The sequence below is a fragment of the Cupriavidus gilardii genome, from assembly GCF_013347325.1.
Lineage (GTDB): Bacteria > Pseudomonadota > Gammaproteobacteria > Burkholderiales > Burkholderiaceae > Cupriavidus > Cupriavidus gilardii.
Genome location: NZ_CP054626.1, coordinates 2,311,997 through 2,334,041 on the forward strand (window position 1 = coordinate 2,311,997; position 22,045 = coordinate 2,334,041).

The 22,045-nt window shown below is 70.6% G+C and carries 20 protein-coding genes; 17 read left to right on the top strand and 3 right to left on the bottom strand.

Annotated elements, in window-relative coordinates; all coding sequences use genetic code 11:
- The first annotated feature begins 793 nt into the window (after nt 1-793).
- From FOB47_RS20590 to FOB47_RS20600, 3 genes are read left to right on the top strand one after another with little or no spacing between them, the layout of a single operon-like run.
- Nucleotides 794-2,170, top strand: a complete 1,377-nt coding sequence (locus tag FOB47_RS20590; RefSeq protein ID WP_174781974.1) for a sigma-54 dependent transcriptional regulator — start codon at nt 794-796, stop codon at nt 2,168-2,170.
- 53 nt (nt 2,171-2,223) lie between these two features.
- Entirely contained in the window at nt 2,224-4,329 is a 2,106-nt protein-coding gene (locus tag FOB47_RS20595; RefSeq protein WP_174781975.1) for a GtrA family protein, read from the top strand.
- A 9-nt stretch (nt 4,330-4,338) separates the two neighbouring features.
- The gene (locus FOB47_RS20600; RefSeq protein ID WP_151023587.1) at nt 4,339-5,127 is read left to right on the top strand and encodes a class I SAM-dependent methyltransferase; all 789 of its coding nucleotides are present in this window, start codon (nt 4,339-4,341) and stop codon (nt 5,125-5,127) included.
- An 81-nt stretch (nt 5,128-5,208) separates the two neighbouring features.
- On the opposite strand, the gene FOB47_RS20605 is transcribed toward FOB47_RS20600, so the two are convergent.
- The 3 genes from FOB47_RS20605 to FOB47_RS20615 all read right to left on the bottom strand — a co-directional run bounded on the left by FOB47_RS20605 (nt 5,209) and on the right by FOB47_RS20615 (nt 8,610).
- Nucleotides 5,209-6,252, bottom strand: a complete 1,044-nt coding sequence (locus tag FOB47_RS20605) for a glycosyltransferase family 2 protein (RefSeq protein ID WP_174781976.1) — start codon at nt 6,250-6,252, stop codon at nt 5,209-5,211.
- Nucleotides 6,253-6,451: 199 nt separating this feature from the next.
- Nucleotides 6,452-7,804 carry a glycosyltransferase family 87 protein gene (locus FOB47_RS20610; protein ID WP_174781977.1) on the bottom strand — a complete coding sequence of 451 codons (1,353 nt, stop codon included), beginning with the start codon at nt 7,802-7,804 and terminating at the stop codon, nt 6,452-6,454.
- 644 nt (nt 7,805-8,448) lie between these two features.
- A complete protein-coding gene (locus FOB47_RS20615) occupies nt 8,449-8,610 on the bottom strand; it encodes a hypothetical protein (protein ID WP_174781978.1) in 162 nt (53 codons plus the stop codon).
- A 373-nt stretch (nt 8,611-8,983) separates the two neighbouring features.
- Here FOB47_RS20615 and FOB47_RS20620 point away from each other — a divergent pair, with 373 nt between their 5' ends.
- The 14 genes from FOB47_RS20620 (at nt 8,984) to FOB47_RS20685 (ending at nt 21,942) form a co-directional block, all read left to right on the top strand.
- Nucleotides 8,984-9,157, top strand: coding sequence for a Flp family type IVb pilin (locus FOB47_RS20620; protein WP_006578843.1), 174 nt, complete (start codon nt 8,984-8,986; stop codon nt 9,155-9,157).
- Between the two features lie 99 nt (nt 9,158-9,256).
- Nucleotides 9,257-9,421: a Flp family type IVb pilin gene (locus tag FOB47_RS20625; protein ID WP_390884863.1), complete on the top strand. Its 165-nt coding sequence runs from the start codon at nt 9,257-9,259 to the stop codon at nt 9,419-9,421.
- A gap of 53 nt (nt 9,422-9,474) precedes the next feature.
- Entirely contained in the window at nt 9,475-10,014 is a 540-nt protein-coding gene (locus FOB47_RS20630) for an A24 family peptidase (protein WP_174781979.1), read from the top strand.
- Between the two features lie 25 nt (nt 10,015-10,039).
- Nucleotides 10,040-11,503: an ATP-binding protein gene (locus tag FOB47_RS20635; RefSeq protein ID WP_174781980.1), complete on the top strand. Its 1,464-nt coding sequence runs from the start codon at nt 10,040-10,042 to the stop codon at nt 11,501-11,503.
- Nucleotides 11,504-11,590: 87 nt separating this feature from the next.
- Complete coding sequence (gene cpaB / locus FOB47_RS20640; RefSeq protein WP_174781981.1) at nt 11,591-12,442, top strand: Flp pilus assembly protein CpaB; 852 nt, start codon at nt 11,591-11,593, stop codon at nt 12,440-12,442.
- 83 nt (nt 12,443-12,525) lie between these two features.
- Nucleotides 12,526-14,442, top strand: coding sequence for a type II and III secretion system protein family protein (locus FOB47_RS20645; RefSeq protein WP_174781982.1), 1,917 nt, complete (start codon nt 12,526-12,528; stop codon nt 14,440-14,442).
- 21 nt (nt 14,443-14,463) lie between these two features.
- Nucleotides 14,464-14,805: a hypothetical protein gene (locus FOB47_RS20650; RefSeq protein WP_151023412.1), complete on the top strand. Its 342-nt coding sequence runs from the start codon at nt 14,464-14,466 to the stop codon at nt 14,803-14,805.
- 56 nt (nt 14,806-14,861) lie between these two features.
- On the top strand, nt 14,862-16,127 hold the full coding sequence (locus tag FOB47_RS20655; protein ID WP_174781983.1) for a pilus assembly protein TadG-related protein: 1,266 nt from the start codon (nt 14,862-14,864) through the stop codon (nt 16,125-16,127).
- Between the two features lie 95 nt (nt 16,128-16,222).
- On the top strand, nt 16,223-16,729 hold the full coding sequence (locus FOB47_RS20660; RefSeq protein WP_174782514.1) for a TadE/TadG family type IV pilus assembly protein: 507 nt from the start codon (nt 16,223-16,225) through the stop codon (nt 16,727-16,729).
- A complete protein-coding gene (locus tag FOB47_RS20665; RefSeq protein WP_174781984.1) occupies nt 16,726-17,196 on the top strand; it encodes a TadE/TadG family type IV pilus assembly protein in 471 nt (156 codons plus the stop codon). Before FOB47_RS20660 ends, FOB47_RS20665 begins: the two co-directional genes overlap by 4 nt.
- 61 nt (nt 17,197-17,257) lie before the next feature.
- Nucleotides 17,258-18,442, top strand: coding sequence for a CpaE/TadZ family protein (locus tag FOB47_RS20670; RefSeq protein WP_174781985.1), 1,185 nt, complete (start codon nt 17,258-17,260; stop codon nt 18,440-18,442).
- Between the two features lie 111 nt (nt 18,443-18,553).
- Complete coding sequence (locus FOB47_RS20675) at nt 18,554-19,933, top strand: TadA family conjugal transfer-associated ATPase (RefSeq protein WP_174781986.1); 1,380 nt, start codon at nt 18,554-18,556, stop codon at nt 19,931-19,933.
- Between the two features lie 12 nt (nt 19,934-19,945).
- A complete protein-coding gene (locus tag FOB47_RS20680; protein ID WP_053822272.1) occupies nt 19,946-20,959 on the top strand; it encodes a type II secretion system F family protein in 1,014 nt (337 codons plus the stop codon).
- A gap of 8 nt (nt 20,960-20,967) precedes the next feature.
- Nucleotides 20,968-21,942: a type II secretion system F family protein gene (locus FOB47_RS20685; RefSeq protein WP_244959348.1), complete on the top strand. Its 975-nt coding sequence runs from the start codon at nt 20,968-20,970 to the stop codon at nt 21,940-21,942.
- Nucleotides 21,943-22,045: the final 103 nt, after the last annotated feature.

The window sequence follows — 22,045 nt, forward strand, 5'->3', positions numbered from 1 at the left end:
GCCAAACGGATGAGTCGGGCTGGCATGGATGCCGGCCAGAGGCAGCCGGCGCCCCTTCCTTTCCCTGCCGCCGCCATGCAAGGACCGCCCATCCGGACGATGCCGCGAAGACGTGCCGCATGCAGCGTCCGGCGTCGCCGTTTCACCAGTGGCGCAGCGGTGTAAAGCAAATGCAACCGTTTGGCACACCGATCGCGCCCGCTGTCACATCGGAGAAAACCCTTCCCCGCTGCCAGTGCGGATGAAGTCATTCGCCATGCACCCCGTAAAAACGGCCTCGTGCGCCACTTTTTGGGCGAAGAATAAGAATCGTTCGCCTCATCCTTCGCGGCTTATGCATTGGAGTGCATCGCCTCGCGGCTGGCCCTCGTTCCAGGTCGGATACATCGTGTTACAAGATTTCGCCGATGTAACAAGTGCACCGAAATAAACGCAATAAAAATCAACAGCTTATATCGCGTGGCACGCTCGTCGCTGAGTGAGTCGTTACAAAACGCGTGCGGCCTCATGCAAGGCACGCCGCCACGCCGGGCAAGCCAAGGCGGCACCACGACCGCCATGCCCGGCGCCACAACACAGGCGATGCGCCACTGGCCACTGGTCATTTCGAAGCAGCGGCCGGGCAATGGGAGGATCTGCTCATTGCCTGGTTGGGGATGGGCGTCTTCCGCGCAAGCGGGGAACGGCGACAGGCGCGTCTGTCTGGGACGGCTTGCCGCCGGCCGGCACCGTGGCGGGCGCGGGACCTTTCCCGCGTCTGCCTCGGCAATAAGAAGAATCCGGGGGAATCATCATGAGCGGCTCCATCACCCGCCCGCTGCTGTTCGTATCGCAGCACCACGAGGCCAATCTTTGCCGCTTCCTCAGCCAGCGTGGCTGGAAGCTGCTGTTCGCCACCGATGCGCACGAGGTCCAGGCGCACCCGCTCGACGAGCAGCCGATCGCCGGCCTGCTCGATTTGACCGGCGAGATCGACGACGTCGAACTGGAGGCGCTCGAGCCCTGGTTCGCGCAGCCCAACATCGCGTGGATCGCGATGGTCGACTGCCGCGACCGCCTGACCCCGACCGCGCGCCGGCTGCTGGGGCTGTATTTCATCGACTATCTGACCGCCCCGTTCGAATCGGTGACGCTGGCGCAGCGGCTGGGCCACGGCTGGGGCATGGTGCAGCTGCGCCAGGACAGCGCGTCGCCGAATGCGCGTGCGGTGGGTCCGGCGGGCATGGTCGGCGAATGCGAGGCGATGCAGACGCTGTTCCGCGGCATCGCCAAGGTCGCGCGCTGGGATGCGCCGGTGCTGATCGGCGGCGAATCGGGGACCGGCAAGGAACTCGCCGCGCAGGCGATTCATCGCGCCTCGGCGCGTGCCGCGCAGCCCTTCGTCGCGCTGAACTGCGCCGCGATCCCGCCCGCGCTGCTGCAGTCCGAACTGTTCGGCTACGAGCGCGGCGCATTCACCGGCGCGCTCAAGCGCAAACCCGGCCGCATCGAGCTGGCGCAGGGCGGCACGCTGTTTCTCGACGAGATCGGCGACATGCCGCTCGAGAGCCAGACCAGCCTGCTGCGCTTTCTCGAGACCGGCTGCATCGAGCGGCTGGGCGGCACCGAGTCGGTCGCCGTCGATGCGCGCATCGTGTCGGCGACGCACGTCGACCTCGAGGCCGCCGTGGCCGCCGGCCGTTTCCGCCAGGACCTGTATCACCGGCTGTGCGTGCTGCGCATCCGCCAGCCCGCGCTGCGCGAGCGCGGCAGCGACATCGTGCTGCTGGCCGAGCATGTCCTGGCCGAGATCCGGCGGCAGTCGCCGGCGCGCATCAAAGGTTTTTCGAACTCGGCGATGCGGGCGATGGCCGTGCACCGGTGGCCGGGCAATGTGCGCGAGCTGATCAACCGCATTCGCCATGCCGCGGCGATGTGCGAGGGCGGCGTGATCCGTCCCGCCGATCTGGACCTGCAGCCGCCCGCCGAGACGCATCCCTGCACGCTGGCCGCGGTGCGCGAGGCCGCCGAGTGCAACGCGATCCGAGAAGCGCTGCAGCGCCATCACGAGCGGCTGATCGACGTCGCCGCCGAACTCGGCGTATCGCGCGTGACGCTGTTCCGGCTGATGCGCGACTACAAGCTGCAGGTACGCCGGCAGGACATCGGACTGGTGGCGCGCGAGGGCTGAGCGCCCTCCCGCCATCGCGCCCGTTACCCGATCGAGCCTCGAGGCTGCCCCGCATGCCATCCGCCACCACGCGGCCGCACGCCGCCGTCCGCCATACCGGCCTGCGCTACCTGCTGGTCGGCGCCAGCAATTCCGCGCTCGGCTTCGCCGCGATCTGGCTCGCGCTGCGCGGGCTGGACTGGCCTCCGGCCGCGGCCAACGCAGCGGGCTATGCGGTGGGCTTCCTGTGGAGCTTCGCGCTGAACCGGCGCTGGACGTTCGCGCATCGCGGCGATGTGCCGGCCAGCCTGTGGCGGTTCGGCATCGTTTGCGCGCTCGGCTACGCGGCGAATCTGGCGACGGTGCTGACGTTGTCCGGCGTGCTGGGGCCGCGCAGCCTGCTCGCGCAATGCGGCGGCATGGCGGTCTATACCGTGCTGACGTATCTGGGCGCGCGGCATTGGGCGTTCCGCGAGGCGCGGATGCCGGGGCAGACGCCGGCGGACAGGCAAGCGCCCGGCCCTCTCCCCGACTCTCTCCCCGGCCCTCTCCCGCAAGCAGGAAATGGGCTGGGGCAGAGGGCAGCAGGCGTTCGCCGCACCGGCACCGCTCGCCTTCGCGCCATTGCCAACCGGCTGCCGCTGCTTCTCGTCGTCGCCGCCGGCGCCACGCTCCCCTGGCTCGCACCGTATCCCGCGATGATCGACCTGCCGCAGCACGCCGGCCAGGTTGCCGTGCTGCGCGAGCTGCTGGCCGGCACCTCGCCATGGCGGCAGGAGCTGCGCATCAATCCGTTCACGCCCTATCTGCTCGGCTATGGCGCGGCGCTGGCGCTGTCGTGGTGGATGCCGGTGGCGGCCGCGCTGAAGCTGCTGCTGTCGCTGGCCTACCTTGCCTGTGTCGCCGCCGGTATCGCGCTGCGCCGGCGCATCGGTGCCGATGCGCGGCTCGACTGGCTGTTCGTGCCGGGGTTCTTCGGCTTCGCCTATGAATGGGGCTTCCTGACCTTTCTGCTGGCGGTGCCGCTGGGCCTGCTGTTCCTGCTGCCCGCATGGCGCCACGCAGGTGCGCCGACGCTGCGAACGGCCGCCGCGATCGTGCTCGCCGGCGCGCTGCTGTTCGTCGCGCATGGGCTGGTGTTCCTGTTCGCCTGCGCGGTGGGCGCCGCCTGTGCGCTGTTCGGTTCCGCCCGCGATGACGGCTCGCGGCCGGCGCCACCGACGCCGCGCATCGTGCGGCTCGCGCTGCTGCCCTACGCGCTGCTGGCGCTGCTCGCGCTGCTGTACGCCGGCCACGCGCACCGGCTCGAAGCCACGCTCGACTACGCATGGCCTGCCATCGAATGGCGCTGGGACTGGATGCGGTTGCCGCTGCTGCTGGTGTCGCCCTGGGGCGCGTGGTCGACGCATCTGCCGTTCGCACTGGCCACGCTGCTGATGCTGGCCGCGCCCTGGGCGATGGGCCTGCGGCCGCGCTGGCATCTGCCGCACGCGTGGCTGCCCCTCGCCGCCGTGCTGCTGATCTGGCTGTGCGTGCCGCACTACGCGATGCGCACCGCCTTCCTGTTCCAGCGCTTCGGCATCCTGCTGCTGCCCTGCTATGCGTTGCTGTTCGCGATGCCGGCCGGCACCGCCGGCCCGACGCGCGCGATGCGCGCGCGTTGGTGCGCGGCCGCGCTGTGCGCGGCGTGCGCGCTGCACCTGGGCTGGCAGGCGCAGCGCGCGCTGGCCTTCGCCGACGAGACGCGCGATTTCGACGCGGTGCTGGCCGCGGCCGCGCCTGGCCAGCGCGCGCTGATGCTGATATTCGACGCCGGCAGCACGGCCGCCGCGCATCCCGGCGCCTATCAGCACTTCCCGCTGTGGTACCAGGCCCGGCGGCAGGGGCTGGTCGATTTCAACTTCGCCTGGTTCCTGCCGCAGATCGTCCGCTATCGCGGCGGCCATGCGCCGGCCCTTGGCCCCGCCGAGATGCTCGACAACGCCTTCCCGGCCAGCTTCGACTGGCAGCGCCATCGCGCCGGCCGCTATCGCTATCTGTTCGTGCGGCGCGCGATGCCGCTGCCCGCGGGCTTTTTCGCCACGGCGGACTGCCGTGTCGAACCGGTGCGCTCGGCCGGGCACTGGTCGCTGTACGCCACGCGCGATTGCCCGCCGTCCGCCGAGAGGCCCCTTCCCTAGGAGACCACCATGTCGCCGCAAGCCTATCTCGAAATGGCGCAGACCGAAGCCGATCACTGGTGGTTCCGCGCGCGCCGCGACATCGTCGCCACGGTGCTCGCGCAGCTGGCGCTGCCGCCGGGCGCCGCCATCCTCGAGATCGGCGCCGGCACCGGCGGCAATCTCGACATGCTGGCGCGCTTCGGCACGGTCAGCGGCCTGGAAATGGACGCGATGGCGCGACGGCTGGCCGTGGCCAAGACCGCCGGCCGCTATGCGATCGCCGACGGCCGCTGTCCCGACGCGATGCCGTACCGCCCGGGCAGCTTCGATCTGGTCTGCCTGCTCGACTGCCTGGAGCACATCGCCGACGATGCCGGCGCGCTGCTGGCGATACGTTCGCTGCTGCGGCCCGGCGGCGCGGCGCTGATCACCGTGCCGGCGCATCCCTGGCTATGGAGCCGGCATGACGTCTTCCTGCACCACCAACGCCGCTATCGCCGTACCGCGCTGAGCACGCGTCTCGGTGACGCGGGGCTGCGCGTGGAAACGCTGACCTACTTCAACACCGTGCTGTTTCCCCTGGCGGTGGCGGCGCGCTGGCACGACCGCCTGCGCGACCAGTTGCGCGACCAGTTGCATGCGCGCGTGCCCGACCACGGCGTACCGGGCGAAGCCGGCGGCTCGAGCGGCACCGCGATGCCGCCCGCGTTGCTGAACGCACTGCTGTACGCGCTGTTTCGCAGCGAGCGGCTCTGGCTGCGGCATGGCACCTTGCCGTTCGGGGTATCGCTGCTGGCGGTGGCGCGCGCGGTCTAGCGGACGACCGCCGCCGCAAGGAAAACGCCGCGGCCGTCGCCTGCCGCGGCGCAATTGGCGCTGATGCGATGGGGCCAAGCGTCAGCGCGTGCGCGCGCCGCGCTGCACCGCGGACAGCTCGATCACGCGGCGGCCGCCGATCCCCTGCGTGGCGGGACGCTCCTGGTAACGCCGGCGCACCAGATAGATCGGACGGCCCTTGGTCTCGTGATAGATGCGGCCGACGTATTCGCCGACCACGCCGACGCCGATCAGTTGCAGTCCGCCGAAGAACAGCAGCGCGGACAGCAAGGAGGCGTAGCCCGGCACGTCGACACCGAGCCACAGCGTGCGCCCGATGATGAAGGAGCCATAGCAGAAGGCGGCGAAGGCGACCGCCAGGCCGATATAGGTCCAGCTGCGCAGCGGCACCGTGCTGAAGCTGGTGATGCCCTCGAGCGCGAAGTTCCACAGCCGCCAGCCGGAGAACCTGGACTGGCCGGCGCTGCGCGGCTCGCGCGTGTACGGCAGGGTCACCGTATGGAAGCCGACCCAGGCGAACAGCCCCTTCATGAAGCGGCGCCGCTCGGGCAGGCTCTTCAGCGCGTTGACGACCGCGCGGTCCATCAGGCGGAAGTCGCCCACGTTTTCCGGCAGCCGCAGTTCCGACATGCGGTTGTGCAGCCGGTAGTAGGCGCCGGCGGTCACGCGCTTGAGCCACGAATCGCAGGCGCGGTCGACGCGCTGGGCCAGCACGACCTCGGCGCCCTCGCGCCAGCGCGCCACCATCTCGCCGATCAGTTCGGGCGGGTCCTGCAGATCGACATCGATCGGCACCACCGCGTCGCCGAACGCCTCGTCGATGCCCGCGGTCAGGGCGGCCTCCTTGCCGAAGTTGCGGGTCAGGTCGATCACGCGGATGCGCGGATCGGCGCGGGCCTGCGCCAGCAGCCGCGGCAGCGTGTCGTCGCCGCTGCCATCGTTGACGCAGACGATCTCGAAGCGGATGCCGGGGATCGCTTCGAGCGCCGGGATCACGCGCGAGAAGAACGGCGCGATCGCGTCGCTCTCGTTGTAGCAGGGCGCGACCAGCGACAGCAGGCGGGTATCGCGCTGCCATGGGGTCCGGCGGTCGCGGGACGCCATCAACGGGGAAGCGAAGGAAGCGCTGGGCGGTGCATCGCCCGCGGCATCGGCATCCGAGCCGGCAGATGAGGCGCACCACCTGCCGTCCTCCGCAGCAGCATGCAAGCCGCCTTTGGGGGCGCCCTCCCCGGCGCCCCCGGCGGTTCTCCTCCCCGCTCCAGCAGGGTCGCGGCGGCGCGCGCTCGCGCCGCCGATCCTGTCATGTCGTGACATGTCCGTTCCCCTTGTGCGTGCCGACATCGGCCGCGACATCGGCCGCGACATCGGCCGCGACATCGGTGGCGACATCGGCGGGCACACTGTCAGCGTCCCCGGAGCCGGCCCGCCACGCGCGGCGCAATACGGCGGCCATGCCGAGCGCCAGCAGCTGAACCCCGCCCTGCCACTGCTGCGCCAGCGCATTGGCGAACATCAGCAGCGGCATGCACCACAGCGCGACCAGCAGCAGACGCTCCCCCGGCATCCAGCCGCGCCGCACGCCTTCCACCGCGAGCCCCGCCACCGCCATGCCCAGCCACGCCAGCTCGTAGTACCAGAGATACGGCGTGGCCAGCATCGCCGCCAACGCCAGCGCGGCGGTTCGCAGTCCGGTGTTGCGCTGGCGGCGCCATACGCAGGCCAGCGCGCCGATCGTCGCCAGCGTCAGCACTGCCTGCAGCGCGTAGGCCAGCGCCGGCGCGCCGCCGGCAAGCCGCACCGAGGCCAGCAGCGTCGGGCTGACGTACCAGGCACGGATGCCTTCGTGAATCAGCATGTCGGCGACCTGCGCGGTCGCGCTGACGAAGGCCGGCACCGTCTGCCAGCCGAACGCGGCGATGCTGGCCGCCGCCAGCGTCGCCGCGGTCAGCGCGGCGGCGGCCAGCGCCCGCCATTCGCGTCCGGCAATCAATGCCACCGGAAACATCAGCGCCAGCTGCGGCTTGATCGCCAGCAGGCCGATCAGCACACCGGCCAGCACCGGCCGGCGCGGCAGCAGTACCAGCGCCCATGCGGCGAGCGCCGCGGTCAGCAACGCGTTCTGGCCGATGGTCGCCGCCAGGAACAGGCCGGGAAACGCCAGCAGCGACAGCAGCACCGCGCCGCGCGCCGCCGTTGGCGGCGCCGCCAGCGCGGTCATGCGCAACAGCGCCGCGAGATAGCCGGCTGCCGACAGGCCGATGAAGGCGAAATAGCTGGCAGCGAACGGCAACAGCGACAGCGGCAGCACCACCCACAGGAAAGTCGGCGGATAGAGCCAGGGCAGATAGAAGCCCGAATCGGGCGGCACCGAGCCATGCGCGGCGATCACCGGCTGCAGCTGCGCGTAGTCGTAGACCGCGAGCGCCCCGGCACCGCGCAGCAGATGCGACGCGCTCCAGAACACCGAGAAGTCGGCACCGGGCCGAACGATCGTCTCCAGCGTGAAGCCCTGCGTGATCCACGCCCACGCACAGACGATCGACAGCTGCGCGATCAGCATCGCACCCGCATACAGCCGCATGCGCTCCAGCGTCAGCCAATGCGCGCGAGCGCCCTGCGGTGTGGCGGCAATCGAAACGGGGGAAACGGTCATCGGGTCGCTCTCGTCGGCATCGAACACGGCGACATGCGGTCGCCTTGCCCTTCGTTCTATCAGACGCTGTGCGCGGCGCAAGGCGGGCCCGCCGGCGCAACGATGGCGGCGCGGGGGCTGCGTGCGCCGACGTTTCCGCGCGGAAGCACGAAGGTTGCGGGCGCAGCGTCGGCCGCGATTGCCGCGCGCGGCGCCGCTTTGCGCGTCGTCACCATGCCGCGGATCGACGGCCATGGCGCCGCGCGGCCGGCGCGGCGCCGAGCGGCAACGTTTCAAACGGGAAACACGGCACCGGCGCGGAAGACCCGCGCCAGATGGATGAGCGCGGCGGCAATGCGCGACCGCGCCGCTCTCGTACAAAAGGATGAGCCCTGCCTGCGCGTGCACCAGACCACGTCGGCGCCGGATGGCCGGCCTCATCCATTGCGGCGAGGACCGCCGCCGGAATCACGGGACCAGCGCGGCTCCACCACACCCCCACCGCGCCCCCACCTCGCCACGCCCGCGTGCCACACCATCGCCCGGCGTTTCCGCCCGGAAACGATCGCCGGTTCGCACCCCTGCCGCCGGCCTGCCGCCAAGCGCCGGCTGACCGCACGGCCTTGTGGCGCAAGGCATTGCGGCGGGCTGGCAAAGCTCTTGCCTTATGCCGGCGACAAGGCGGCCGGCGACAAGGCAGCCAGCGACAAGGCAGCCGGCGACAACGCCGCCCGCAACCGCCGCCCGAACCGCAAAGCGAACCAGGCGGCGGCGACGCGAGCGACCTCGACCGCAGACGCACCGCACAGCGACAGGACACCGATCATGCTGACCAATCCGCATCGCCTCACGCAGCGCCCCGCCTCGCGGGGATCGCGTCCGCATCGCGCGCCGCTGTCGCACTGCTCGCGCCGCGGCGAGGCCTCGGCACCGCCGCATGCCACGCCGCGCCATGCACGGCGCGAGCACACGCACCGCCGCGTGCGCCGCCCGGCGGCGGGGGAAGCGGAAGGTCACCACGGCGGCCGCCGCGACAGCCGTCCGCCTCGACACGGCGGCGGACACGGCCGCTGGCCCTTCGATGCCTGCGCCGCCTGCGGTCCCCCGCGCGCCTCGCCCCCCCCGCAGTTCAACCGCAGCAGTTCAACCGCAGCAGTTCAACGCAAGTCGTGCCCTGCATTCCAACCGAAGGAGAGAGCCATGCAAGACCTGATTCAACAAGCCAAGCTGTTCGCCCAGGACGATGACGGCGTCACCGCCATCGAGTACGGCCTGATTGCCGCGCTGATCGCCATCGTGATCATCGCCGGCGTCAAGCTGGTCGGACAGAACCTGAGCGCCGTGTTCGACAAGGTGCAGTCCGCACTGAAGTAAGCCGAGGCACGCGCCGATGCGCTCGGCGCGATCGATACCCGCGGAGGCCGGCGTTCCGGCTCCGCGGGCCTGCGCCACCTACTGGAGACACCGATGCGCGTGCAAGCGAATTCCATCCGCGGCTTCGTCGACGACGATCACGCGGTCACCAGCATCGAGTACGCACTGATCGCGATGCTGATCGCGCTGGTGATCATCGTCTCGGTCAAGGCCGTCGGCGAGACCCTGAGCAATATCTTCGACAAGGTCGCGTCCTCGTTCTGACGATACGGCCCTGCCCCGACCCAACGCCCTGCACCGCGCGACCGGAGCCCGCCATGCCGAACCCGCATCTCGCCACGATGATCGGACCCGCCGCGATGCTGCTGGTGCTGGCCGCCGCGGCCAGCGACCTGCAGTGCCGCCGCATTCCCAACTGGCTGACCTTCGGCGCCTGGCTGCTGGCGCTGCCGGTACAGCTGGCGCTGTCCGGCCTCGGCGCCGGTGCGCTCGCCTGGGCCACCGGCTGGCTGACGGGGCTGGCGATGTTCCTGCCGATCTATCTGCTGCGCGGCATGGCCGCCGGCGACGTCAAGCTGATGGCCGCGGTCGGCGCCTGGCTGGGCGCGGGCATGGCCTTCGACATCGCGCTGACGGCCTTCGTGCTGGGCGGCGCCTGGGCACTGGGCTGGACGCTGTGGCACGGCAATCTGCGCCAGTTGCGCGAGAACGTGGTGCGGATCGTGCTGGCGCCCGGCGCGTTCAATCCGGACCGGCGCAAGCCCGCGGCACTCGACGCGTCGGTGTCGGTCGGCGCGATGCCCTACGGCGTGGCCATCGCCGCCGGCACGATCGCGATGCTGTTCGCGTCGGCATAGCCACCAGCACAGAGCGGGGGATCCCATGATCGAGCAAACACCGAACGCGCCGATACACGGTCTGCCGGGCGTCGCCAATGCCGCGGCCAATGCCGGCGGCCATGGCCACTCGCGCGCGCCGGCCATCGCCGCCGCGGAATGCGCCACGGAATACGCCACCGAATGCGCCACCGAGTGTGCCCAGCCGCAACCGTGGCATGTGGCCCCGCGCACCGTTGCCGATACGGGCATCGACATCACGATGCTGGGCACCCTGCTGATGAAGGCGGCCTATCTGTACCGCAACGTCACGCTGCTGCAGCTGGCCGAGACGCTGCGCCTGCCCGGCTCGGTGATCGGCGAGATCGCGACCGCCTGCGTGCGCGAGAGGCTGCTGGAGGTCGCGCATCGGGGCGCCAGCGACCTCGACGTGCGCTACCGGCTGACCGATGCCGGCCATGCGCGCGCCGCCGAGTTCGCGGCGCGCTGCAGCTATGCGGGCCCGGCGCCGGTGACGCTCGACGCCTATCTGGAGGCGGTGCGGCACCACTCGGTGCGCCACGCCAGCGTGTCGAAGGCCGATGTGGCCGCCGCGCTCGGCGACCTGGTGGCGCCGCCCCATATCGTCGACGAGGCCGGTATCGCGCTGAACTCGAGCACCGCGCTGCTGCTGTACGGTCCGCCGGGCAGCGGCAAGACCTTCCTGGCGCGCCGGCTGCGCGAGCTGATGCCCGGCGCGGTGCCGGTGCCGCACGCGATCACCGTCGCCGGCGAAATCATCCAGGTGTTCGATCCGCTGGTGCACGTCCCCTTCGACGAGGGCGGCAATCCCGGCTGGCGCCGCGGCGCGGACCGGCGCTGGATCCTGTGCCACCGCCCCGCCGTGCTGACCGGCGGCGAGCTGACGCTGGACATGCTGGACCTGCGCTATGACGCGGTCGCCGGCTACTACCAGGCGCCACCGCACATGAAGGCCAACAACGGCGTCTACATCGTCGACGACCTGGGCCGCCAGCTGGTCGGCGTCAGCGAACTGCTGAACCGCTGGATCGTGCCGCTGGACCGCGGCATCGACATGTTCACGCTGCACAGCGGCGTGCGCTTCTCGGTGCCGTTCGACGTGTGGCCGGTGTTCTCGACCAACCTGGATCTGAGCGCCCTCGGCGACGACGCCTTCCTGCGCCGGCTCGGCAGCAAGCTGTTCATCGGGCCGCTTGCCGAGGACGACTACCGCGAGGTCTACGCGCGCGCCGCCCGCGCGCTCGGCCTGCAGCACGCCGACGACGTGTTCCGCTTCCTGCTCGAGGGCCTGCATCTGGCCGACGGCATCCCGCTGCTGGCCTGCATCCCGGGCGATCTGCTGAAGCTGGTGGACTCGGCGCGGCGCTATCACGGCGACCCGCCGCACGTCAGCGAGGAAGCGCTGCGGCGCGCGTGGCACGCGTATTTCGGCCGCGAGATCGGCGATGGCATGCGCTGGCGCAGCGGCGCGCGCGTGGCGCCGCGATAGCTGCGCCGCGCGCAACGACGGAACGATGGAACGGCGGAACGGCGGAAAGAACGAGGGAAACGAGGGCAACCTCAGGGGAGAGCTTCCATGAAAAACGCAAGGGCAATGTTGATGCTTCTGGTCGCACTGGCCGCGGGGGTCGCGGCCGTGGTCGCGGCCTCGCGCTGGCTGATGCAGCAGTCGTCGAACTCGGTCGCGCAGGTGGTGGTCGCCGCCAGCGACATCAACCTGGGCCAGCCGATCGGCCCGGAAAACCTGCGGCTGGTCAGCTGGCCCAGCGCCAGCGTGCCGCCCGGCGCCTTCACCAACGCCGCGCTGCTGCAGGGCCGCGTGGCGCGCACCAGCGTGCTGCGCGGCGAACCGGTGCTCGAGGCCAAGCTCGCGCCGCAGGGCACCAAGGGCGGCCTGTCGGCGGTGATCGGCGAAGGCAAGCGCGCGATCACGGTGCGGGTCAACGATGTGGTCGGTGTGGCCGGCTTCGCGCTGCCGGGCAATCTGGTCGATGTGATCGTCAACACCGCGGCCGACGCCAGGCGCAATGGCGGGGGCAGCGGCGACGCCAGCATCTCCAAGATCGTGCTGGAGAAGATCCTGGTGCTCGCGGTTGCGCAGCAGGTGAGCCGGGACGATACCCAGCCGAAGGTGGTCAACGCGGTGACGCTGGAGGTCACGCCCGAACAGGCCGAGAAGCTCGACGTCGCGCGCAGCGTGGGCACGCTGTCGCTGGTGCTGCGCAATCAGGTCGACCTGGCCGCGGTCGACACCGACGGCGCCACCAAGACCACGCTGCTGGGCGCGCCCGCCGCCGCACCGGCGCCGGCGCCGCTCAAGCCGGTCAAGGTCAGCGCACCGGTGCGCCCGCGTCCGGCGGCGCCGGCCCGCGCCGGCCACTGCATCGGCGTGTTGTCCGGCGTGCAGGGCAGTCTCGAATGTTTCTGACGCCGAAGGTCTCGGGCAGCACGGCCACGGCATGACTGGGCATGCCGCGAATCACGCAGCACCAATTCTCTCCGGGGGGAGATATGAAAACGAACCATAAGCAGAGGGACGGCGCGCGCAACGCGCGCACGCTGGGCGGGGCCGGCACGGCGTGCCTGCTGCTGGCGCTTGCCGGCAATGCGGGCAGTGCCGGCGCGCAGCCGGCGGCCGAGGCCGGCGCGGTTGCCAAGGGCACGGCGCCCGCGGCCGGGGCCCGCCCGGCCGGCAATGCCGGCGCGGCCGCAGCGTCCGGCGCGCCGATGCAGATGACCATCAGCATGGCGCCGGCGCGCGCACCGGTGCCCGCCGCCGACACGCGCGGGCCGAACTGCAGCGGCGCGGTACGCGAGGAAAGCCATGTGGTGGTGCCGATCGGCAAGTCGACGCTGATCCCGCTGCCCGAGCCGGTGCGCAACCGGACCGTCGGCAACCCCGAGGTCGTGCAGGCGACCATGGTGTCGCCGCAGACGATGTACGTGCTCGGCCGCAGCCTGGGCACCACCAACATGATCGTGCAGGGTCGCAGCGGCGCCTGCAGCGTGATCAATATCGCGGTCAACGTCGATGCCGGCGGCCTGCAGGGTTCGCTGGCACAGCTGATGCCCACCGAGCGCGGCATCCGCGTCGCCACCGCGGCCGACAACCTGGTGCTGACCGGCAGCGTGTCGAGCGCGCAGGCGGCCCAGCAGGCGGTCGAGATCGCCCGCGCCTATGCCACGGTCGCGCAGGGCGACAAGGAGGCGAAGAACGGCGGCGTGCTGAACATGCTGAGCGTCGACACGCCGCAGCAGGTGATGCTCGAGGTCAAGGTCGCCGAAGTCTCGAAGACGCTGCTGAACCAGCTCGGCTCGCAGCTGAACCTGCAGGGCGGCATCGGCTCGTGGACTGGGGGTCTGGTCACTTCGCTGCTGACCGGCTCGCGCACCGCCATCTTCGGCAGCAAGGCCAACAACCTGCCGCTGGACATCGCGATCGATGCGCAGAAGAACGACTCGCTGGTCAAGATCCTCGCCGAGCCGAACCTGGTCACCCTGAGCGGGCAGGAGGCCAGCTTCCTCGCCGGCGGCAAGATCTATATCCCGGTGGCGCAGAGCAACGCCGTAGTGGGCGGCGTGCCGACCATCACGCTGCAGGAAGAGGAGTTCGGCGTGGGGCTGAAGTTCACGCCGACCGTGCTGGCCAACGGCCGCATCAACCTGAAGGTCGCGCCGGAAGTCTCCGAGCTGTCGCCGACCGGTGCCACCGTGACCGGCGCGACGTTGACGGGCCAGACGATCCTGCCGGTGATCACCACGCGGCGCGCGTCCACCACCGTGCAGATGCGCGACGGCGAGAGCTTCGCCATCGGCGGGCTGCTGCAAAACAACGCGCGCGGCGCGCTGAAGGCGCTGCCCGGTGCCGGCGAAGTGCCCGTGCTCGGTGCGCTGTTCCGCAGCACGTCGTTCCAGCAGGACATGTCGGAGCTGATCTTCATCATTACGCCGCGGCTGGTGCAGCCGATGCAGCAAGCGGGCGCCCCGCTGCCGACCGACAGCTTCTCGACGCCGAATCCGCTCGAGCTGTACCTGCTCGGCAATATGGAGGGCTCCACCGGCAAGCCCGCGCCGGCCGCACCGCAATCGCCCGCACCGGCGCCGCAAGCGCCGGCCCCTCGCACCGCGCCGCAACCGGCCACGCTGGCGCCGCCCCCGTCCTCTGCGCCGGCCTCCCCTTCCCCGGTGCCGCGCACCGCGCTGCCGGTAGGCCGGCCGCTCGCGGAAGCGCCCACGGCGGCGGAAACATCGGCCTCGCGTACCACGCCATCCGCGGCGCCGTCCGTCGCAAGCGCTGCCGCACCGGCGGCGCGCGAGGAGTCGCAGGCCCAGCGGATCGCCCGGATCGAGGCGACCGCCGCGCGGCTCGCCCGTGCCCGTGCGGCAACGCCCGCGAGCGCGGACGGCAAGCCCGCCGCCCTGAACTGAGCGCACCGTCAGGAGAACGCCATGAACAAGCACGCCATCCACAAGCCTTCGCCATCGTCGCGCGTACGCGCCGGGCTCGCTGCCCTGCTCGCCGCACCGCTGCTGGCCGCCTGCATCAGCACCACGCCGGTCTGGGACAGCCGCTTCGGACAGTCGGTCCATGCGGTCAAGCAGGCCCAGATCATCAACCCGAACGCGCCAGCCGGCTTGCCTTCCCTGACCGGCGTCGACGGCAAGGCCGCCGTCGCGGCGATGGGCAACTACGACCGCTCGCTGCAGCGGCTGTCGCCCGGCGGCGCCCATGGCAACGGCGCCGGCATGCAGGGCGGCATCGGCATGTCGGGCGGCATCGGCACGCGCTGACGCGCGGCGGCGCGATGCAGCGGAGCGATCCAATTCGCCAGGCCAGGGAGACAGCCATGATGCAGCCGAACACAGCGAGACCGCATCCACGCCGGCGGGCAGCGACGCTGCGGCGCCAGCAAGGCGCCGTCGCGATCGTCGTCGCATTGGCGCTGGTCGCGATGGTGGGCTTTCTCGGGCTGGCGCTCGACCTCGGCAAGCTCTACGTGGCCAAGAGCGAGCTGCAGAACGGCGCCGACGCCTGTGCGCTGGCGGCGGCGCGCGACCTGACCGGCGCCACGCCGCTGGCGGTGTCCGAGGCCGCCGGCATCACCGCCGGCTATCGCAATCTGGCGCTGTTCCAGAGCGAATCGGTGCAGTTCGCCGCGGACAGCAGCGTCACCTACAGCGACGCACTGGCCAACCCGTTCTATCCGAAGAGCAGCGTGCCGTACGCGCTCGATACCATCAAGTACGTCAAGTGCGCGGTCTCGCGCGCAGGCATCGCCAACTGGTTCGCCCAGGTGCTGAACCTGCTGCCCGGCGGCAACGTCGGTCCCAGCACCGTGTCGTCGTTCGCCGTGGCCACCGTCGGCGCCGCGCAGACCGCGTGCGCGATCCCGGTATTCATCTGCAAGCCGGACACCATCAGTCCGCCGGAGCCGCCCTACACCGTGGGCCAGTGGCTGATTTCGAAGCTCGATGCGGGCAACAAGGGCGAGTATGGCGGCGGCAATTTCGGCTGGGCCGATCTCGGCGGCGGCAGCGGCACCAAGAGCCTGGCCGAACAGCTGAAGGGCTCGGGCCAATGCAACCTGCCGGCGCTCGGCACCGAGATCGGCACCACCGGCAACAAGTCGTCGCTGGCGGACGAGTGGAACAGCCGCTTCGGCATCGTCAAGGCCGGCAAGGTGGTCGGCGTGCCCGACTTCACCGGCCATGCGTACAACGACACCACCTGGCCCGCCAAGGCCAACGCCTATCCGGACTTCACCGCCAGGCGCAAGGCCTACGCGCCGTACCAGGGCGACAGCGTCGCGATGATCGATACCAAGGGCTCGCCGTCCGGCACCGCCGCGCATCAGGGCGGCGCCGACCGGCGCATGGTGCTGGCTCCGGTGGTCGACTGCAGCGGCTTCGCGGTGTCCGGCACGCACAAGGCCAGCGTACTCGAATGGGCCTGCCTGCTGATGATCGAGCCGATGCAATGGGGCGGCAACATCAACTCGGTGCGGCTCGAATACCGGGGCGCGTCGAGCTCGCTGGGCAGCCCGTGCGCGACGCAGGGCATCCCGGGCCTGGGCAGCGGGCCCGGCCCGCTGGTGCCGGTGCTGGTGCAGTAGCGGCCGGCCGCATCGACAAGCGACAGGAGGCCATCGTGACGACGCCGATCCCCCGCTCCGCCAGCGGCACTGCCGCGCGCCATCACCGGCTCGCGCTGCGTCGCGCCGGCGCGCGCGAACGCCAGCGCGGCGTGGCCGCGGTCGAGTTCGCGATCCTGCTGATCCCGCTGCTGCTGATGCTGTGCGGCGTCGCCGAGTTCGGCCGCGCGATCTACCAGTACGACGCGCTGACCAAGGCCACGCGCGGCGCCACGCGCTACCTGTCGCAGTTCTCGCCCGACGACGCCGGCTATCCGGCCGCGCAGGCCAAATGCATGGCGGTCCATGGCAATACCGGCTGCACCGGTGCTCCGCTGGTCGGCGGACTCAGTACCGCGATGGTGGTGATCTGCGACCGCGTCGACGCGGCGGGCTGTCCGGGCATGACCTTCGCCAACGTCAATACCTACGACAACGGCGCCGGTGCCGGCGTGCCGGCCGGCACGGTCAACCTGGTGGCGGTCAAGATCACCGGCTTTGCCTACTCGCCGATCCAGCCGCTGATCGATGTCGGCGGACTGGTGTTCTCCGATGTGATGACCGTGATGAGGCAAGTGCTATGAACCCCGCCCTCCTCCCCCGCGCCACGCGCATGCGGCGCGCGCGCCAGCGCGGCGCCACCGTGGTCGAGTTCGCGATCGTCGCGATGCTGTTCTTCACGCTGCTGATCGGCGTGGTCGAGATGGCGCGCGTGCTGTTCCACTGGAACACCGCCAGCGAGGCGACGCGCTGGGGCGCGCGCATGGCGGTGGTCTGCGATGCCAATGCCGCGATCATCAAGACGCGCATGGCGACGCTGATGCCGCAGCTGGCGCCGTCGAACATCGCGCTGGTCTACGAGCCCGCCGGCTGCGACAGCGATCCCGATACCGCGCGCGCCAGCTGCGCCAGCGTGACCGTCAGCGTCACCGGCCTGACCGTGCAGACGCTGGTGCCGATGATTCCGATGGCGCTGCCGGTGCCGCCCTTTGCCACCACGCTGTCGCGCGAAAGCATGAACAGCGCGACCGGCGGGCCGGTCTGCAGCTGAACATGGCAACGCTTCGCGGCGCCCGTCGCGGCGCACAGAACAACGAACAGGAGAAGCCGTCATGCTGACGATTCTGATCGCCTCCGAGCAAACCGACCGGCTGGCCGAGATCGCGCGGCTGTGCACCCAGTGCGGATCGTTCCAGACGCTGGCGCTGACCGAGGCGCCGGCCCGCATCGCATCGCATGCGAGCCAGCTGGCGCTGGCCGACATGCTGGTGATCGCGCACGGCAACATGGGACCGGCGCAGATGCAGGGCATCGAGGCGATGCGGCAGCAGCATCCCGAGCTGCCCTGCATCCTGATCACCGACGCGGTCGACCCCGAGCTGCTGATCAAGGCGCTGCGCACCGGCATCCGCGACGTGCTGGCATGGCCGCTGGAGCAGGGTCAGCTCGGCGACGCGCTGCGCCGGCTGCAGGCTGCCGGCACCCAGCGGCGCCGCCGCGCCGCGCGGCTGGTGTCGCTGCTGTCGTGCAAGGGCGGCGCCGGCGTGACCTTCCTGACCGCCAACCTCGGCCATGCGCTGGCCGCGCAGGGCAGGCGCGTGCTGGTGCTGGACCTGAACCGCCAGTTCGGCGATCTGGTGCACACGATCTGCGACCGTACGCCGCCGGCGACGCTGCCCGACGTCTGCGCGCAGATCGACCGCATGGACGCGGCCTTCCTCGAAGCATGCCTGACGCCGGTAGCCGACGGCTTCGACGTGCTGGCCGGCGCGGCCGATCCGATCAAGGCGGCGTCGGTGCGCAAGGAGCAGGTCGAATGGATCCTGTCGCTGGCGCTGCCGCACTATGACTTCGTGCTGGTCGATGCCGGCCAGGCGATCGATCCGGTGTCGATCGGCGTGCTCGACCGCAGCGACCGCATCGGCGTGGTGCTGCAGCCGACCATCGCCTACGCACGCACCGGCCGGCGCCTGCTCGACATCCTGCGGGCGCTGCACTACCCCGACGACAAGATCCGCGTGCTGCTGAACCGCGACGATCGCCGCAACGAGCTGGAGCGCACCTCGCTCGAGCAGATCTGCGGCAGCCCGGTCTGGCACGCCCTGCCCGAGGATGCGGCGACGGTCGCCGCGGCGATCAGCCACGGCGAGGCGGTGCTGGCGATGCACCGGCGCAGCGCCATCGCGCGGGCGCTGCAGTCGCTGGCCGCGCAGCTGGCCGCCACGGAACCGGAACCGCAGGGGGGCAGCGAGCCCTCGTCGCTGCGCCGGCTGCTGCTGCGGGTCAAGGCGGCATGAGCAGCGCCGTTGCGCCGCCAGCACGCCAATACACCAATACGGCATTACGCCAACAAGTCCGCGCCCACCCCTGCGCCCGCACGCCAACCTTCCCTCGAGCCGGAGACCGCCATGTCGATCCGCGAACAACTGTCGAACGCCAGCCCGGACTTTGCCGCCCTGTCCGTCAACGGCCATCCTGCCACCGCGCTGTCCGGCGGCGGCGGTTATCGCGCGCTCAAGCGCACCGTGCACGAGGCCGTGCTCGAGCGCGTCGAGCTGGAGCGGCTTGCGCATATTCCGTCCGATCAGGTCCGGCACGAGATCGGCCTGCTGGTCGGCGCGATCGTCGACGAGGGCAAGGTGCTGCTCAACGACGCCGAGCGCCGCCTGCTGATCGGCGAGATCTACGACGAGATGTTCGGCTTCGGCCCGCTCGAGCCGCTGCTGCGCGATCCCACCGTGTCCGACATCCTGGTCAATACCGCACGCCAGACCTATGTCGAGCGCCGCGGCAAGCTGGAACTGACCGACATCGTGTTCTACGACGACGCGCACCTGATGAAGGTCATCGAGAAGATCGTGTCGCGCGTCGGGCGCCGCATCGACGAAACCAGCCCGATGGTCGATGCGCGCCTGCCTGACGGCTCGCGCGTCAACGCGATCATCCCGCCGTCCGCAATCGACGGTCCGCTGCTGTCGATCCGCCGTTTCGCCGTCAATCCGCTGCAGGTCGCCGACCTGGTCGTGTACCAGAGCCTGACGCCGCCGATGGCCCAGCTGCTGCAGGCGCTGGCGCACGCCAAGGTCAATCTGCTGGTGTCGGGCGGCACCGGCAGCGGCAAGACCACGCTGCTGAACATCGTGTCCGGCTTCATCCCGCTCGACGAGCGCGTGGTCACCATCGAGGACGCCGCCGAACTGCAATTGCGGCAACCCCATGTGCTGCGGCTGGAGACGCGCCCTCCCAATATCGAGGGCAAGGGCGAGATCACCCAGCGCTCGCTGGTCCGCAATGCGCTGCGGATGCGGCCCGACCGGATCATCCTCGGCGAAGTGCGCGGCGCCGAGGCGCTGGACATGCTCAATGCGATGAACACCGGCCACGAGGGCTCGCTCACCACGATCCACGCCAACACGCCGCGCGATGCGCTGACGCGGCTCGAGAACATGGTCAGCATGGCCGGCATGAACGTGCCGCCGAAGGCGATCCGCCACCAGATCGCATCGGCGATCACGGTGATCGTGCAGGCGGCGCGGCTCAGCGACGGCAGCCGCAAGATCGTCAGCATCCAGGAGATCACCGGCATGGAGGGCGACGTCATCAACATGCAGGAGATCTTCACGTTCCACCGTACGGGCGTCGGCCAGGACGGGACCGTGCGCGGCCATTTCCGCGCGACCGGCGTCTATCCGAAGTTTGCCGAGCGGCTGCGCGTCTACGGCGTCGCGCTGCCGGACGAGACCTACGATCCGTCGCGGCGCTTCGACATCCAGGGCATGGCGGCCTGACGGAGAGCGATCATGAACCTCGGTCAATTCGCACAGTTGGGACAGCTGGGACACTACGCGCTGTACGCCTTCGGCGTGTTGCTGTTCATTGCCGTCGTGCTCGCCATCGAAGCCGTCTACCTGTGGTGGAGCAGCCATCATGGCGCATCGGCACGGCGCATCGACGCGCGTATCCGCGCGCTGTCGGCCGGCGGCCAGATCGGCCGCGAGCAGATGTCGATCCTGAAGGAGCGGATGCTGGCCGGCAGCCCGCGGATGCAGCGCCTGCTGATGCGGGTGCCGCGCGTGGCCGCGCTGGACCGCTGGCTGCAGCAGTCGGGCAGCACCTGGTCGGTCGGCCAGCTGCTGGGCTTCAGCGCCGCCAGCCTGCTGATCGCCTTCGCCGTGCTGTCGCTGCTGCCGCTGCCGTTCTGGCTGGCCGCCGCCGGCGCGCTGCTGGCCGCGACGCTTCCCGTGCTGCGTACGCTGGCGCAACGGCAACGGCGGCTGAAGCGCATGGAGGCGCAATTGCCCGATGCCATCGACATGATCAGCCGGTCGCTGCGCGCCGGGCACTCGTTCGCAGGCGCGCTCGGCACCGTCGGCCAGGAAATGAAGGCTCCGCTCGGGCCCGAATTCCGGCTCGCCTTCGAAGAGATCAACTACGGCGTCTCGCTCGACGATGCGCTGACCAGCCTGGCGATACGGGTGCCGGTCGGCGACCTGCGCTACTTCGTGATCGCCGTGCTGATCCAGCGCGAAAGCGGCGGCAACCTGGCCGAGGTGCTCGACACCATCAGCCGGCTGGTGCGCGAGCGGCTCAAGCTGTTCGACAAGATCCGCGTGCTGTCCGCGGAAGGCCGGCTGTCGGCGTGGATCCTCGGCCTGCTGCCGTTCGGCACGGCCGGGCTGATCTCGGTGCTGAACCCGGGCTTTCTCGACGTGCTGTGGCAGGACCCGGCCGGCATCCGCATGGCGGGCACGGCGCTGGTCATGATGGCGCTCGGGGTGTTGTGGATGCGCAGGATCATCCGTATCCGGGTATAGGAGGAATCATGGAAGCCATGCAGACACAACAATGGCTGTTGCTCGGCCTGGTATTCATCGCCGCGTTCGGCGCGGCGCTCGGGCTGATGCTGGTGTGTGCGCCGAACCGGCTGCGCGCGCGGCTCGAGCGGCTTGGCGGCGGCGGCACCGCGGGACCAGCCGCCGCGTCGGGCGCGGGGCAGGCCGGCAGCGACTGGAGCGCGCGGCTCGGCGAATGGGCCAGGCCGGTGTCGCGCTTCGCGCTGCCCAGGGAAGGCTGGGAGAATTCCGCGCTGCGCGTGCGCTTCATGAACGCCGGCTGGCGCGGCACCACCGCCCCGACGCTGTACTTCGCCGCCAAGACCGTGCTCGCGCTGGCACTGCCGCTGGCGGCGCTGGTGGCGACCGTCGGCACGCCGCTGGCCAGCGACGGCGCACTGCTGGCGGTGCTGCTGATCGCGATCTGCGCGGTCGGCTACTACCTGCCCAACGCGGTGCTGGCGCGCAGGATCGCCCAGCGCAAGCGCGCCGTGTTCGAGGAGTTTCCCGATGCGATCGACCTGCTGACGGTCTGCGTCGAGGCCGGGCTCGGTCTCGATGCGGCGCTGATGCGGGTCGCCGGCGAGCTGTCGCTGCGCTGCCCGGTGCTGGCCAACGAGCTCGAGCTGATGCTGCTGGAGATGCGCTCGGGCTTCTCGAAGGAGAAGGCGCTGTCCAACCTGGCGCTGCGCACCGGTGTCGACGACGTCGAGCGCTTCGCCGCGATGCTGGTGCAGGCCGACCGGTTCGGCACCAGCCTGGGCGAATCGCTGCGCGTGCTGTCCGACATGCTGCGCACCAAGCGGCGGATGCTGGCAGAAGAGCAGGCGGCCAAGATCGCGCTGAAGCTGCTGTTCCCGCTGATCTTCCTGATCTTCCCGTCGCTGCTGGTGGTGCTGCTGGGGCCGGCCTTTATCCAGATCGTGCGGGTGCTGCTGCCGACGATGACCGGACAGGGCGGCTGACCCGCAAGTCCCTCGGCTGCCCGCCATCACACCCAGGCAACGCGGACAGCCTTCGCCCGGATTCGTCCGGGCCTTTTTCGCTGGTGCGTCCGCTCGCCGTGCC

What these genes read in the sequence shown, in the direction of transcription:
- FOB47_RS20590 (WP_174781974.1), top strand. Translation starts at nt 794, where the DNA reads ATGAGCGGCTCCATCACCCGCCCGCTGCTGTTCGTATCGCAGCACCAC.
- FOB47_RS20595 (WP_174781975.1), top strand. Translation starts at nt 2,224, where the DNA reads ATGCCATCCGCCACCACGCGGCCGCACGCCGCCGTCCGCCATACCGGC.
- FOB47_RS20600 (WP_151023587.1), top strand. Translation starts at nt 4,339, where the DNA reads ATGTCGCCGCAAGCCTATCTCGAAATGGCGCAGACCGAAGCCGATCAC.
- FOB47_RS20605 (WP_174781976.1), bottom strand. Translation starts at nt 6,252, where the DNA reads ATGGCGTCCCGCGACCGCCGGACCCCATGGCAGCGCGATACCCGCCTG.
- FOB47_RS20610 (WP_174781977.1), bottom strand. Translation starts at nt 7,804, where the DNA reads ATGACCGTTTCCCCCGTTTCGATTGCCGCCACACCGCAGGGCGCTCGC.
- FOB47_RS20615 (WP_174781978.1), bottom strand. Translation starts at nt 8,610, where the DNA reads ATGATCGGTGTCCTGTCGCTGTGCGGTGCGTCTGCGGTCGAGGTCGCT.
- FOB47_RS20620 (WP_006578843.1), top strand. Translation starts at nt 8,984, where the DNA reads ATGCAAGACCTGATTCAACAAGCCAAGCTGTTCGCCCAGGACGATGAC.
- FOB47_RS20630 (WP_174781979.1), top strand. Translation starts at nt 9,475, where the DNA reads ATGCCGAACCCGCATCTCGCCACGATGATCGGACCCGCCGCGATGCTG.
- FOB47_RS20635 (WP_174781980.1), top strand. Translation starts at nt 10,040, where the DNA reads ATGATCGAGCAAACACCGAACGCGCCGATACACGGTCTGCCGGGCGTC.
- cpaB (WP_174781981.1), top strand. Translation starts at nt 11,591, where the DNA reads ATGAAAAACGCAAGGGCAATGTTGATGCTTCTGGTCGCACTGGCCGCG.
- FOB47_RS20645 (WP_174781982.1), top strand. Translation starts at nt 12,526, where the DNA reads ATGAAAACGAACCATAAGCAGAGGGACGGCGCGCGCAACGCGCGCACG.
- FOB47_RS20650 (WP_151023412.1), top strand. Translation starts at nt 14,464, where the DNA reads ATGAACAAGCACGCCATCCACAAGCCTTCGCCATCGTCGCGCGTACGC.
- FOB47_RS20655 (WP_174781983.1), top strand. Translation starts at nt 14,862, where the DNA reads ATGATGCAGCCGAACACAGCGAGACCGCATCCACGCCGGCGGGCAGCG.
- FOB47_RS20665 (WP_174781984.1), top strand. Translation starts at nt 16,726, where the DNA reads ATGAACCCCGCCCTCCTCCCCCGCGCCACGCGCATGCGGCGCGCGCGC.
- FOB47_RS20670 (WP_174781985.1), top strand. Translation starts at nt 17,258, where the DNA reads ATGCTGACGATTCTGATCGCCTCCGAGCAAACCGACCGGCTGGCCGAG.
- FOB47_RS20675 (WP_174781986.1), top strand. Translation starts at nt 18,554, where the DNA reads ATGTCGATCCGCGAACAACTGTCGAACGCCAGCCCGGACTTTGCCGCC.
- FOB47_RS20680 (WP_053822272.1), top strand. Translation starts at nt 19,946, where the DNA reads ATGAACCTCGGTCAATTCGCACAGTTGGGACAGCTGGGACACTACGCG.
- FOB47_RS20685 (WP_244959348.1), top strand. Translation starts at nt 20,968, where the DNA reads ATGGAAGCCATGCAGACACAACAATGGCTGTTGCTCGGCCTGGTATTC.